This window comes from Xanthomonas sp. Leaf148 (genome assembly GCF_001423585.1).
Lineage (GTDB): Bacteria > Pseudomonadota > Gammaproteobacteria > Xanthomonadales > Xanthomonadaceae > Xanthomonas.
Window position 1 is genome coordinate 1766133 of the sequence record NZ_LMOP01000008.1, and the last position, 12339, is coordinate 1778471.

The 12339-nt window shown below is 64.7% G+C and carries 13 protein-coding genes and 1 other RNA gene; 5 read left to right on the forward strand and 9 right to left on the reverse strand.

Going from position 1 to position 12339, the window contains the following annotated elements; translation table 11 throughout:
- Positions 1-852, forward strand: a complete 852-nt coding sequence (gene apbC / locus ASF90_RS11940; protein WP_055850004.1) for an iron-sulfur cluster carrier protein ApbC — start codon at positions 1-3, stop codon at positions 850-852.
- A gap of 96 nt (positions 853-948) precedes the next feature.
- A complete protein-coding gene (gene dcd / locus ASF90_RS11945; RefSeq protein ID WP_055850006.1) occupies positions 949-1518 on the forward strand; it encodes a dCTP deaminase in 570 nt (189 codons plus the stop codon).
- Positions 1519-1679: 161 nt separating this feature from the next.
- Here dcd and ASF90_RS11950 read toward each other — a convergent pair whose 3' ends face one another.
- From ASF90_RS11950 to ASF90_RS11960, 4 genes are all read right to left on the reverse strand, one after another.
- Positions 1680-1865: a DUF5668 domain-containing protein gene (locus tag ASF90_RS11950; RefSeq protein ID WP_055850008.1), complete on the reverse strand. Its 186-nt coding sequence runs from the start codon at positions 1863-1865 to the stop codon at positions 1680-1682.
- 395 nt (positions 1866-2260) lie between these two features.
- Positions 2261-2428, reverse strand: coding sequence for a DUF5668 domain-containing protein (locus tag ASF90_RS23445; protein ID WP_005994260.1), 168 nt, complete (start codon positions 2426-2428; stop codon positions 2261-2263).
- A 28-nt stretch (positions 2429-2456) separates the two neighbouring features.
- Complete coding sequence (locus ASF90_RS11955; protein ID WP_055850009.1) at positions 2457-2894, reverse strand: HIT family protein; 438 nt, start codon at positions 2892-2894, stop codon at positions 2457-2459.
- Entirely contained in the window at positions 2891-3553 is a 663-nt protein-coding gene (locus tag ASF90_RS11960; protein ID WP_055850012.1) for a dienelactone hydrolase family protein, read from the reverse strand. The genes ASF90_RS11955 and ASF90_RS11960 overlap by 4 nt, the downstream gene beginning before the upstream one ends.
- 183 nt (positions 3554-3736) lie before the next feature.
- On the opposite strand from ASF90_RS11960, the gene rimO reads away from it, so the two are divergent.
- Positions 3737-5110 (forward strand): 30S ribosomal protein S12 methylthiotransferase RimO, encoded by a 1374-nt coding sequence (gene rimO, locus ASF90_RS11965; RefSeq protein WP_055850014.1) that lies wholly within the window; start codon positions 3737-3739, stop codon positions 5108-5110.
- 282 nt (positions 5111-5392) lie between these two features.
- On the opposite strand, the gene greB is transcribed toward rimO, so the two are convergent.
- On the reverse strand, positions 5393-5899 hold the full coding sequence (gene greB, locus ASF90_RS11970; RefSeq protein ID WP_055850016.1) for a transcription elongation factor GreB: 507 nt from the start codon (positions 5897-5899) through the stop codon (positions 5393-5395).
- A gap of 112 nt (positions 5900-6011) precedes the next feature.
- On the opposite strand from greB, the gene ASF90_RS11975 reads away from it, so the two are divergent.
- Entirely contained in the window at positions 6012-7478 is a 1467-nt protein-coding gene (locus ASF90_RS11975) for a rhomboid family intramembrane serine protease (RefSeq protein ID WP_055850017.1), read from the forward strand.
- 256 nt (positions 7479-7734) lie between these two features.
- Here the strand turns inward: ASF90_RS11975 and ASF90_RS22190 are convergent.
- Together ASF90_RS22190 and ASF90_RS11980 are read right to left on the reverse strand one after the other, a co-directional pair.
- Positions 7735-7805, reverse strand: a non-coding RNA gene (locus ASF90_RS22190) — sX9 sRNA.
- Positions 7806-7865: 60 nt separating this feature from the next.
- Positions 7866-9140: a hypothetical protein gene (locus tag ASF90_RS11980; RefSeq protein WP_055850417.1), complete on the reverse strand. Its 1275-nt coding sequence runs from the start codon at positions 9138-9140 to the stop codon at positions 7866-7868.
- 432 nt (positions 9141-9572) lie between these two features.
- Between ASF90_RS11980 and nudK the strand changes: the two genes are divergently transcribed.
- Positions 9573-10172: a GDP-mannose pyrophosphatase NudK gene (gene nudK, locus ASF90_RS11985; RefSeq protein ID WP_055850418.1), complete on the forward strand. Its 600-nt coding sequence runs from the start codon at positions 9573-9575 to the stop codon at positions 10170-10172.
- A gap of 70 nt (positions 10173-10242) precedes the next feature.
- Here the strand turns inward: nudK and ASF90_RS22195 are convergent, their stop codons facing one another.
- Complete coding sequence (locus tag ASF90_RS22195; RefSeq protein WP_082473497.1) at positions 10243-10803, reverse strand: hypothetical protein; 561 nt, start codon at positions 10801-10803, stop codon at positions 10243-10245.
- 30 nt (positions 10804-10833) lie between these two features.
- Positions 10834-12339 carry a helicase HerA-like domain-containing protein gene (locus ASF90_RS11990; protein ID WP_055850019.1) on the reverse strand — a complete coding sequence of 502 codons (1506 nt, stop codon included), beginning with the start codon at positions 12337-12339 and terminating at the stop codon, positions 10834-10836.

The following is a 12339-nucleotide window of genomic DNA, read 5'->3' on the forward strand; positions in this document are numbered from 1 at the left end:
ATGAGCGGCGAACGCAGGATCGCCGCGCACGCGGTGCAGGGCGCGCTGGCGCCGCATCCACGCATCCGCAATGTCATTGCGGTGGGGTCGGGCAAGGGTGGGGTGGGCAAGTCCACCACCGCGGTGAATCTGGCGTTGGCGCTGCGGCAGCAGGGCGCGCGCGTCGGCGTGCTGGACGCGGATATCTACGGGCCGAGCGTGCCGGCGATGCTGGGGTTGAGCGGCAAACCCGACAGCCCGGACAATAAGTCGATCGAGCCATTGCGTGCGTTCGGGATCGAGGCGATGTCGATCGGCCTGTTGGTCGATCAGGACACGCCGATGATCTGGCGCGGGCCGATGGCCACCTCGGCCCTGACCCAGCTGTTCAACGACACGCTGTGGGACGACCTGGATTACTTGCTGATCGATCTGCCGCCCGGCACCGGCGATATCCAGCTGACCCTGTCGCAGAAGATTCCGGTGGCCGGCGCGGTGATCGTGACCACGCCGCAGGACATCGCCACGCTGGATGCGCGCAAGGCGCTGAAGATGTTCGAAAAGGTCGAGGTGCCGGTGTTGGGCATCATCGAGAACATGGCGGTGCATACCTGCAGCAACTGCGGCCATCGCGAGCATCTGTTCGGCGAAGGCGGCGGCGAGCGCATGGCGGCGCAGTACGGCGTGCCGTTGCTGGGGTCGTTGCCGTTGGCGATTGCGATCCGCGAGCAGGGCGATGCCGGCCAGCCAATCGTGATCGCCGCGCCGGACTCTGCTGCCGCGCAGGCCTACCTGGCGGCAGCCAGGCGGCTGTCGGAAGAGTTGGGCAAGCGTCCGCGCGCCAGTATTCCGATTTCCGCCTCGCTGCTGTAATCCGCCGGCCGGCCTCTGGTGCCGGCCGCTGCTAGACTTTGCCGTCTTTCGCGCGGGCCGACCGGCCTGCCGCCTACCGTCTTCAAGGAACACCGCATGAGCATCAAGAGCGACCGCTGGATCAAGCGCATGGCCGAGCAGCACGCGATGATCGAGCCGTTCGAGCCCGGCCAGATCAAGCACGACGCAGCAGGCCAGCGCATCGTCAGCTTCGGCACTTCCAGCTACGGCTACGACGTGCGTTGCTCGCGCGAGTTCAAGATTTTCACCAACATCAACTCGACCATTGTCGACCCCAAGCATTTCGACCCAGGCAGCTTTGTCGATGTCGAATCGGATGTCTGCATCATCCCGCCGAACAGCTTTGCGCTGGCACGCACGGTGGAATATTTCCGCATCCCGCGCGATACGTTGGTGGTGTGCCTGGGCAAGAGCACCTACGCGCGCTGCGGCATCATCGTCAACGTCACCCCGCTGGAGCCGGAGTGGGAAGGCCACGTGACGCTGGAATTCAGCAACACCACGCCGCTGCCGGCGCGCATCTATGCCAATGAAGGCGTGGCGCAGATGCTGTTTTTCCAGTCCGACGAAGTATGCGAAACCTCGTACAAGGATCGCGGTGGCAAGTACCAGGGCCAGACCGGCGTGACCTTGCCGCGCACGTGATGCGCTGCATGGGTGTCGACGTAAGCGCGTCGGCAGCCGGCGGCAGCAGGGCCGTGACGCGCGGAGGCCATATCAAGGGTGTGCGGTGCACGGGATGCGTCGTGTGCCTGCGTGGCACATAGCGTGCGAGGTCGCTATCCCCAGCGCTCCTGGCCCGCAGCTCAGTCGGTTGCCAGCACCGGTTTGCGGCGACGCATCAGCTGGTGGACGCCGGCCCAGATGATCATCAAGGGCCACCATGCTGCAATCACGTCGCCCAGGTCGATGCGGCTCAGGCCAAGATTGTTGAGCAGGAACATCCCGCCCATGACGATCAAAAACAGGCCGGAAGTCAGTCGGTAATGCATGGCGGCGTCCTCGTTGGGTGTGAGGCCATGCTGCGCGCGATGGCCCCGCCAATCAGGTGCCGGAAGTCAACAGTTGCGGGTGACAGTCGTCATGTCGCGCTGCTGCCGGGTGCGCATTGATCGTGAGTTGTCATCAGGGCGCACGCGGTAACGACGACGGACGCGATGGTCATGGTCGTTGCAACATCGGAAATGGTGTTGGATCAGAAAATGGTGCTGGATCAGAACGCTTCATCGAATGCACTAGGCTTCGCACGTACCCTCATCCGCCCCTTCGGGGCACCTTCTCCCGAGGGGAGAAGGTGGGCATTGCGGCTGAACTGCTACGGGAACTACCAGCGCGGAGGCACCGCTGTGACGACTCCCCAATCCCGACGCCCCAATCCCAGCCCCACCTACTTGCCACGCCCGAACAACATGCCGATGCCGCAGGCCACCAGCGCGGCCGGCCACCAGGTGGCGATCAGCTTGCCCAGACTGAGATTGGTCCAGCCCAGGTTGTTGGCCAGAAACAGCAGGCCCACGAGGATCAGGATCAGCGCGGCGACGACATTGGATTTCATGCGAGAGGGCAGCTTGGCGAACGGGCGCCTATCGTAGCCGCTGCGCCCATGCCGCGACACGCTCGTGTAAGGCGTCGGCGGCAAACCGCTGTGCCTGGCCGCTGCCCCAGACCGGGCCCGGCCAGGCCGCATCGCCGGGATGACGGCCGACCAGGTGCACATGCAGCTGCCGCACGATATTGCCCAGCGCCCCGATGTTGAGCTTGGTCACGACAGGCTCCACGCGCAGCAACTGCGAGAGCTGGTTGATCTCGGCCAGCAACAAGCGCTGCTGGCCGCCATCCAGATCGATCCACTCGCTGACATCGGCCACCCGCGGCACCAGCACCAGCCAGGGGAAGCGGGTGTCGTCCATCAAGCGCACCTGCGACAGCGGCCCGTCGGCGACGAATACGCTGTCGGCCGCCAGCCGCGCATCCAGCTCGAAGTCGCTTGCCGCAGGGGCGCTCGATGCCGGTGCGCTCATCCCAGATGCGCCTCGAAGAAGCCCAGGGTGCGTTCGAGCGCACGCTCGGCGCTGTCGGCGTCGTAGTGGTTGGGGTCGATGCTGCGGTTGAAGGCATGGCCGGTGGGATACACGAAGGTTTCCATCTGCGGTAGTTTTTCGCGGTGCGCCTGGATCGCTTCCGGCGGGATGCTGGCGTCCTGTTCGCCGAAGTGGAACATCACCGGCGCCTTGGGCGTTTCGTCCAGCAGCTGGGTGTTGCGGCCGCCGTAATAGCTCACCGATGGCAGGCCCAGGCGGATGGCCGACAGCAGCGCCACCGAGCCGCCCCAGCAATACCCCACCGTGCCCACCTTGCCGGCGCGGGTCAGCAAGGTGGCGGCGGATTTGACCACCTCCACTGCGCGTTCCAGGCCCACCGCGTTGGCCAGGGCCAGGCCGCGTTGCACGCTGGGCTGGTCGTACGGCAGTTGCACGTCCTTTTCTTCCAGATCGAAGAAGGCCGGCGCCAGCACTTCATAGCCGCGTGCGGCGTAGTCGTCGGCGACCGCGCGGATATGTTCGTTGACGCCGAAGATTTCCTGGATCACCACCAGGCCGCCGCGCGGGCTGGAGGCGGGGGTGGCGTGCCAGGCGGCAACCTGGCCGTCGGGGGTGTCGAGCGTGGTCCAGTGACCCATGGGAATTCCTGATGTGCAGCGAGGGAGGCGCGCATTATCGACCGGACCGGCATGGTGAAAAGTGAGGGTTTCGCAAAGCCGGCCGGGCTGGCGCGTCTTTGCGGTTCAGAGCGTTGCCCGCACGCCGCTATAATTGGCCCTGCCCAGGCCCCAGGCCGCTCCACTTCCCAGGCTCCTGCTTCCATGTCCCAGCTGAACCCCAAAGTCGGCTTCGTCAGCCTTGGCTGCCCGAAGGCGCTCGTCGATTCCGAACGCATCCTCACCCAGCTGCGCGTGGAGGGCTACGACATCGTGCCCAGCTACGACGCGGCCGACGTGGTGGTGGTCAACACCTGCGGCTTCATCGATTCGGCGGTGACCGAATCGCTGGATGCGATCGGTGAGGCGATGAACGCCAATGGCAAGGTGATCGTCACCGGCTGCCTGGGCAAGCGCCCCGAGCAGATCCGCGCGGCCTACCCGCAGGTGCTGGCGGTGTCCGGCCCGCAGGACTACCAGAGTGTGATGGAGGCGGTACATGCGGCCTTGCCGCCGCGTCACGACCCGTTCGTGGACCTGGTGCCGGACTACGGCATCAAGCTGACCCCGCGCCATTACGCGTACTTGAAAATTTCCGAAGGCTGCAACCACCGTTGCAGCTTCTGCATCATTCCCTCGATGCGTGGCGATCTGGCCTCGCGTCCCGTGGACGAGGTGCTGCGCGAAGCCGAGCGGCTGGTGCGTGGCGGCGTCAAGGAACTACTGGTGGTGTCGCAGGACACCTCGGCCTATGGCGTGGACCTGAAGTACGCCGAGCGCCCGTGGCGCGACCGCATGTACCAGACCCGCATGAAGGCGCTGTGCGAAGGCTTGTCGGAGCTGGGCGTGTGGACGCGCCTGCATTACGTGTATCCGTATCCGCACGTGGACGATGTGATTCCGTTAATGGCCGAAGGCAAGCTGCTGCCGTATCTGGACATCCCGTTCCAGCACGCCAGCCCGCGCATCCTCAAGCTGATGAAGCGGCCCGGTGCGGTGGAAAAAACCCTCGAGCGCGTGCAGCGCTGGAAGGCGATGTGTCCGGAGATCACGGTGCGCTCGACCTTCATCGTCGGCTTCCCCGGCGAGACCGAGGCCGAGTTCGAATCGCTGCTGGAGTTTCTGGATCAGGCGCAGCTGGACCGTGTCGGTGCATTCGCCTACTCGCCGGTGGACGGCGCCAGTGCCAATGCGCTGCCCGACCCGGTGCCGGAAGAAGTGAAGCAGGAGCGCCTGGCGCGCTTCATGGCCAAGCAGGCGGAGATTTCCGCCATGCGGCTGGAAGCCAAGATCGGCAGCGTGCAGCAATGCCTGGTCGATCTGATCGAAGACGACATCGCCGTAGCCCGTTCGCGCGCGGACGCGCCGGAGATCGACGGCCTGGTGCATATCCAGAACGGCGGCGAGCTTGGGCTGAAGGTCGGCGACCTGATCGATGTGGAAATCACCGACAGCGATGAACACGATTTGTTCGGCGACGCATTGCCGCCTACCGGCGCTGCCCAGCAGGGGCGCGCGCTTAACCTGCAGATGGTGTAACCGGCCGCAAGCCGGCGCACGTTGCGCAACAGCAACGTGCGACACCAAGCCGCCACAGGCCTATCGTAGGGGCGCGTCAGAGCGCGACAGGGCTGTTCCCGATCAAGCCAACCGCGCACGCTGCGCCCCTATAGCGCAGCCGATCGCTTCAGTTGCCTGCGCGTTGCTCCGCGCCGAGCGCATCGCCCAACAGGGTGTCGCTCATGTCAGCGCGCGATGCTTCTTGCCGATAACACCATCGCGCAAAGGCGCCTTTACAGCTCAGCCGCCTGCGTCACCTGCTTACTGACTGCCGTAATCCACCGACACCACCACAAAGGTGTGCTTCCCGGCCGGCAGTTGCGCCTCGAACTCATCGTCCACACGCTTTTTCAGCAGCGCGCGCGCCAGCGGCGAGTCGATGCTGATCCAGCCCAGGCCGGCATCGGTTTCGTCCGGACCGACGATGCGATAGCGCAACAGCTCGCCACTATCGGCATCTTCCAGCTCCACCTGCGCGCCAAAAAACACCGCGTGCGGGTCGGTGGGCGCGGTATCCACCACGCGCAACGCTTCCAGGCGTTTACTGAGATAGCGCACACGGCGGTCGATCTCGCCCAGCTGCTTCTTGCGATAGGTGTACTCGGCATTTTCCGATCGATCGCCCTCGGCGGCAGCCGCGGCCAGTGCGCGCACCACCTCGGGCCGCCGCACCCGCCACAGATCTTCCAGTTCGACCTTCAGACGGGTGTGACCCTCGGGCGTGATCAACGCGGTGCTCTTTTCGGCGGGCGGGCGCCAGCGGCTCATGTCGGGCTTGGAGTGTCGGACAGCGGGGGCGCGATGCTAGCGCGCATGGACGGCTTGCGCATCTGCCGCCGCCCGGCGAAGCTTTGCGCCATTCTCGGACACGGACGTTGTCATGTTGCTCATGCCGCTGCACAAACCCTGGTCGCGCCAGAACATTCCGTGGGTGACGCTGCTGCTGGTGCTGATCAATGTCGTTGTCTATGTAGGCTATCAGCGCAAGGACGATGCGCTGGTCGAAAATGCTGTGCATTACTACGTCGCGTCGGGGCTGGGCACACTGGAAGCGCAGGCCCACGCACGCTACCTGGCGCAGACTACCGACCCCAAGCTGCGCACCGCGCGACAGGGCAAGCTGGACAGCGTGCCGGCACCGCAGCGCATCGCGTATCTGGCGCATTTGACACTGCACGATGTCGCCTTTGCGCAGGCCTTGCGCGGCGGCGCGTTGTTTAAGGACGAGGAGCAGATGCGCGAATGGCGCGGTCTACGTGCGCCTTACGATGCCCGCCTGTCCAGGGTGTTCACGCTGCGTCATCTGCAACGCAGTTCGGAGTGGTCGCCGGCGCGGATGCTGACGGCCACCTTCTTGCATGGCGACTTCGATCATTTGCTCGGCAACATGGTGTTTCTGTTGGCGCTGGGTACCTTGCTGGAAGGGGCGATCGGCAGCGGCTGGTTTCTGCTGCTGTATCTACTGGGCGGGTTTGGCGCCAGCGCGACGAGTCTGTGGTGGCGCTGGGGCGAGCCCGGTGGCGGGCTGGGCGCGTCCGGTGCGATCGCCGCATTGATGGGGGCGTTCTGCGTGGTGTGGGGCCGCCGTCGGGTGCGGTTTTTCTACTGGTTTTTTGTGGTCTTCAACTATGTGCGTGGGCCGGCGATTCTGCTGCTGCCACTGTGGCTGGGCTGGGAGTTGTACAGCCTGCTGGGCAGCGATAACGGCGGTGTCGCCTTCGAAGCGCATGCCGGCGGCTTGGTCAGCGGTGCGCTGCTCGGTGCGTTGCTGGTGGCGGTGCGGCAAACCCGCCCGGCCTTCATGGACGAGGACGCCGCCGCACAGGTGGACGACCGCTGGGAGCGGGCGCAGCGCCATCTGGGTCGCATGGAGAACCTTGAAGCCGAGCGGCTGCTCGCCGAGCTTGCCAGCGAGACGCCACACAGCCCGGACGTTGCGCTGGCCCGTTACCGCGTGGCCCGCAACGCCGGACGCACGCAGGACGCCGTGCGCCACGCGCAGACGCTGTTGCACCTGCCCAGCCATAACGCACAACAGACACGCGTCCAGCTGGGCGTGGCAGCAGAACTGAGCAAGGACACGATCGCCGTTGCGCTACCGGCACGCATGGCCCTGGTCGGCGCGTGCCTGCGTACCGGGTTGCTGGCCGATGCCGAACGTTTGTTGAAGGAGTGCGACATCGAGGCGCCACGCGCCGAACTGGCCCAGCAGTGGTTTGTGCTGGCGTTGCGGCACGGCGAACTGCAGGCCGGCGAACAGGGCACGCGGGTGTTGCAGCTGGTGCGCGATCAATTTCCGGAGCAGGGGCAGGCGGTCAAAGCGCGTTTCCTGCTTGAGAACGGTTGACGCAGCTGCGTGTTCGAGTGGATTTCGGAGGTATCGGTGGCAGGCGTTTTAAAGCCGTATCAGCAGCGGCCAGCCGAGCCCAGCGAGCGGTCGTCGGTACGATTGGATGGTGCGCTCAGTACTCACTACATGCCGTTCTGAGAGCCGAGCGCGCGCACTTTCGGCTATGCAGGCGCTTTATGAGGTGGGTCAAACCGGTTTTGAGGGCTGGCCGCCACCGTCCGGCTGCGGCGATGTGTGTTGGACTGCCAAGAGCGGCTAACAGAATGTAGCCAGTAGTCGTCAGGTGGGTGTGGACTGCGCGGAGAGGGCGTACGAGTGGTCCATGCCGCACCGCGCACCGGCCGCGCGCGCCTGGCGGTGAGCGCATTCCTTTTGTTAGATGCGCTACGCCGGTTGGATCGCAACCGCCCGTAACGCCGCATCCAGCTTTGCGCGTTGTGCGGCATCGTCGCAATGCCCCAAGGCGCTTTGCAGGATGACGCGCGCCTGCTCATCGCGGCCGAAACGCTCGGCCAGCATCAGCCCGGCATCCAGCGACCAGCTGGGCAGCATCGGATCGCGTGGCCAGCCTGCGATGGCGGCCAGTAGCCCATCGGTCGCAAGCTGAAACTGCCCGGCCATCTTGGCGCGCTCGGCCAGCAGCGTGGCCTGTCCCGGGAGCAGCGGGGTAAACGCGGCGTCGCTGTCCAGGGCTTCGCGCTGCAACGCAAGCGCGCGGCGCTCCTGCTTCTCCTGCAACAAGCGGTTGATGTACTGCCGGGTGTGCTCGCGCAGCTCGTCGTTGCGATGGTGCTGGCGCAGCAGGCGTTGATACAGCTCGTGCACTGCCAGGCTCACTGCGCGCGAGCGGACCGCGCCACGCAGGGCTTGGAACGCCTCGTCGGAATGCCCGTCGCGCACGTACTGTTCGGCCTCGTCGAGCAGGCGCTGATCCGGGTCGGCGCGTTCGTGCGCAGCCCCGCCGCTAGGGACATAGCCCAGCGCTTCGTGGTACTGGTACACCAGATACCCGAGCAGATGAAAACTGGCGAACAGGGTCCAGATCGAGGTCATCATCACCGTCGCCTCGCGTACCAGCGGCGGCAGATATTTCAGTGCGACGAAGACCGCTGCGGTACCGCTGCCCTGGATCACGTAAAGCAAGCCGTAGGCGGCCAGATACGGCCAGCCGATCCGCAGCGCCATGTCGATCGACACCGCCGGATTGAGCGCGCGGCGCAGGCTGCCATCGATGGCGAGCGAGATCAGCATGCCGGGCAGCAACAGCATGGTGCCCAGATAAGCGATGGTCAGCCCGAATTTACCTGCAAGCGCGGCGGCGACGCCGATCACGATGCCCAGTGCAAAGGCCAGCAGGATCAAACGCAGCACCGCACTGTCGAAGCTGTTGTAGCCGAGCCTTGGCGCATCGGGCTGACCATCGGCGGTATGGCGCAGGATGTCGAAGGCATAGGTGTAGGTCGCCATACCCAGCACGCCCATGACCACCAGTTTGAGGATGCCCGGCAACACCAGCAGCGCGCTGCACAGCGTCAGTGCGATCAACGCATACAGTGCCGAGCCGCGCAGCGGATAAGTGGCGATCGCCGGGATGCGGGTCCAAAACGGTGCAGGTGCAGCCTGTGCGGCAACCCTGTGCGCGCGAAAACGGTCTTCCATGACGCTCCCCAAGCGTGTGATGTGCCGGGATTGTGCGGCGATGCGCGGCTGGGTGCAATTGGGATAGCGCGGCTGCCCGGGGACGTCGATCTGGGTGGGATCCGCTGCCTGCCGCACGCAATCCTGCGGCTGCGCTGCCTGGCGCCGTGGATATCGTGGCGTTAACAGGCGGCGTAGGCGGGTCCTGCATGGTCAGCTGCAAAAAAGCGCCGATGGTGCCGCCGGCATGTAGCTGGCTTACAACGATTGAACGCATTGCGACGGGCGAGCCATCGGGCATCAGGAACCATCGGCCGCGCAATGGACTTCTGCGTGGAACCTATGGTTCGCTACCGGTCGGCTGCCGGCCATGTGGCGACGTTGCTGCAGGCGGCACGCGCTGCCGTGCAATCGCGGTGGCTCAGTCATTCCCCCTATCGCAAGGAGTTCTGCTTGAATCCATCTGTCGCCGACACCCCGCAGGTTCGCATTCGCAGCATCGATGTGTTGTCCGACAACTGGTATGTGCTGCGCAAGGTCACCTTCGACTTCCAGCGCAAGGACGGCCGCTGGCAGACGGTGTCGCGCGAGGCGTATGACCGCGGTAACGGCGCCACCATCCTGCTCTACAGTCGTGCCAAGCAGACGGTGATGCTGACCCGGCAATTCCGCCTGCCGACGCTGCTCAATGGCAACCCGGATGGCATGCTGATCGAAGCCTGCGCCGGCTTGCTCGACCACGACGATGCGCTGACCTGCATCCGCAAGGAAACCGAAGAAGAAACCGGCTACCGCATCGACAACGTGCGCAAGGTATTCGAGGCCTTCATGAGCCCGGGCTCGGTCACCGAACGCCTGTACTTCTTCGTCGGCGAATACTTCGACGGCGACAAGGTGAGCGACGGTGGCGGCGTGGAAGAAGACGGCGAAGAGATCGAGGTGCTGGAACTGTCGCTCGACTCTGCGCTGTTGATGATCGCATCCGGCGAGATTGCCGACGCCAAGACCATCATGTTGCTGCAGTACGCCAAATTGCATGGCGTGCTGGAGTAATCAGAGTTCGGTCAATCGTATCGTCCGGCAACTTGCGGGTTGCCGGAGCCAGTCAATAGTGGCGCTGAGCTCAGCGCACACGTTTGAGTGTTTTGTCGACGTATTCGGACGCGCCGCCACTCTGGCAGTCCGAGCCATCCTGCGAGAGCAGGATGCACGTGACGGCTTTGGGATGTGTGTTTTCGCTGATACGGAAGCCATATAACGGATAGGCGAGGGGAGGGTTGCGCGCTGCGTCCGGCTCCCGTTCGAGTATCAGGCAGCTACCTGCGATCTCATCTATCCACCAGGTGCTACGCAACGTCACGGTTCGTTTGCGGTAGTCCGGATCCTGTCCCGATAAACATGTGTAACTCAATGTGTAGTGACGACTCTCTGGGCGTCCTTTGATCGCGTCAAGGCGCAAATCTGCAGTGGCTGCAGCGCAGTCTGTTCGATCTACCGTTACCTGGATTTTTCCGTTGTAGTGTCCGGCCAGCAGATGCTGTCTGCGTAATGACCATTCGATCGGTTCATAGTCGGAACCAGTTGTATCGTCGTAATCGGGATTGCGTAACTGCTGTGCGGAGCAGGTTGCTGCGATGAGCAGCAATAGGCCAAATCCCAGGCGATACCGGTAGATGCGTTGCATGATTTACGTCCTTGTCATGTTCGAAAGCCCTCAACGCCTCCCACCAAAAATACTGCCGAAAATCCCGCGCACGATCTGCTGCCCGATCTTGCTGCCGATGGTGCGCGATGTTTGTTTGGCCATCGTTTCCAACATGCCCTGGCGGCGGCCGGTGCCGAACACCGCGTCCTTGACCGCTTTTCCGAAACCGCTGTCCTGGGTTTCCTCTTGCTCGCGGGTGCGGGCGGGCGGGGCGGCGGTCTGCGCGGCGACCTGTTCGACGCGGCGTGCCAACAGCTCGGCTGCCGATTCGCGGTTGATCGCGGTGTCGTAGCGCGTGCCCACCGGGCTGGCCGCGCGTACCTGCGCGCGTTCGGGTGCGCTGATGGCGCCCATGCGGCAGCGCGGCGGGGCGATCAGGGTTTGCTGCACCGGCGCTGGCACGCCCTTGCCCTGCAGTGGCGACACCAGCGCCTCGCCGGTGCCCAGGCTGGAGATGGCGGTGGCCACGTCGAGCTTGGGATTTGCCACGAAGGTCTGCGCCGCGGTCTTGACCGCTTTCTGGTCGCGCGGCGTGTAGGCACGCAGCGCATGCTGCACGCGGTTGCCGAGCTGGCCAAGAATATTGTCGGGAATGTCATCGGGAAACTGCGAGCAGAAATAGATGCCCACGCCCTTGGAGCGGATCAATCGCACCACCTGCTCGATGCGTTGCACTAGCGCCGCAGGCGCGTCCTCGAACAGCAAATGCGCCTCGTCGAAGACGAACACCAGCTTGGGCTGGTCCAGATCGCCCACTTCCGGCAGGCCTTCGAACAACTCCGACAGCAGCCATAGCAGAAAGGTCGAGTACAGCCGCGGCTTGAGCACCAACTGGTTGGCCGCCAGGATGCCGATTACTCCGCGTCCGTCTGGCGCGACGCGCATCAGCTCGGCCAGTTCCAGCGCCGGTTCGCCGAAGAACTGCTCGCCGCCGTCCTGCGACAGCCGCAGCAGCGCGCGCTGGATCGCGGCCACCGATTGCGCCGAGACCAACCCGTAACTGGTGGACAGCTCCTTGCGTTCTTCCACCACCAGCGCGAGCAGGGCACGCAGATCGTCCAGATCCAGCAGCAGCAGGCCGCGGTCGTCGGCCAGCTTGAACACGATGTCCAGCACGCCGGATTGGGTGTCGTTGAGTTCCAGGATGCGGGCGAGCAGGGTCGGGCCCATTTCGCTGACCGTGGTGCGCACCGGGTGGCCGAACTGCCCGTACAGGTCCCAGAACACCACTGGGCTGGCGGCCGGCGCGTAATCGGCGATGCCTACATCCGTGGCGCGCTGCAGCACGCCGGGCGCGCCGTCGCCGGCCACAGCCAGGCCGGCCACGTCGCCTTTCACATCGGCCAGGAACACCGGCACCCCCAAGCGCGAGAAGCCTTCGGCCAGGGTCATCAGGGTCACGGTCTTGCCGGTGCCGGTGGCGCCGGCCACCAGACCATGGCGGTTGCCGAAGCGGCCTTCGAGCACGACCGGGATATCGTCGGTGACACCTTTGCCGAGCAGGAAAGAGGCCAT

Bases quoted from the DNA above. Each gene is read 5' to 3' on its own strand.
- apbC (WP_055850004.1), top strand. From the start codon at position 1: ATGAGCGGCGAACGCAGGATCGCCGCGCACGCGGTGCAGGGCGCGCTG.
- dcd (WP_055850006.1), top strand. From the start codon at position 949: ATGAGCATCAAGAGCGACCGCTGGATCAAGCGCATGGCCGAGCAGCAC.
- ASF90_RS11950 (WP_055850008.1), bottom strand. From the start codon at position 1,865: ATGCATTACCGACTGACTTCCGGCCTGTTTTTGATCGTCATGGGCGGG.
- ASF90_RS23445 (WP_005994260.1), bottom strand. From the start codon at position 2,428: ATGAAATCCAATGTCGTCGCCGCGCTGATCCTGATCCTCGTGGGCCTG.
- ASF90_RS11955 (WP_055850009.1), bottom strand. From the start codon at position 2,894: ATGAGCGCACCGGCATCGAGCGCCCCTGCGGCAAGCGACTTCGAGCTG.
- ASF90_RS11960 (WP_055850012.1), bottom strand. From the start codon at position 3,553: ATGGGTCACTGGACCACGCTCGACACCCCCGACGGCCAGGTTGCCGCC.
- rimO (WP_055850014.1), top strand. From the start codon at position 3,737: ATGTCCCAGCTGAACCCCAAAGTCGGCTTCGTCAGCCTTGGCTGCCCG.
- greB (WP_055850016.1), bottom strand. From the start codon at position 5,899: ATGAGCCGCTGGCGCCCGCCCGCCGAAAAGAGCACCGCGTTGATCACG.
- ASF90_RS11975 (WP_055850017.1), top strand. From the start codon at position 6,012: ATGTTGCTCATGCCGCTGCACAAACCCTGGTCGCGCCAGAACATTCCG.
- ASF90_RS11980 (WP_055850417.1), bottom strand. From the start codon at position 9,140: ATGGAAGACCGTTTTCGCGCGCACAGGGTTGCCGCACAGGCTGCACCT.
- ASF90_RS22195 (WP_082473497.1), bottom strand. From the start codon at position 10,803: ATGCAACGCATCTACCGGTATCGCCTGGGATTTGGCCTATTGCTGCTC.
- ASF90_RS11990 (WP_055850019.1), bottom strand. From the start codon at position 12,339: ATGGCCTCTTTCCTGCTCGGCAAAGGTGTCACCGACGATATCCCGGTC.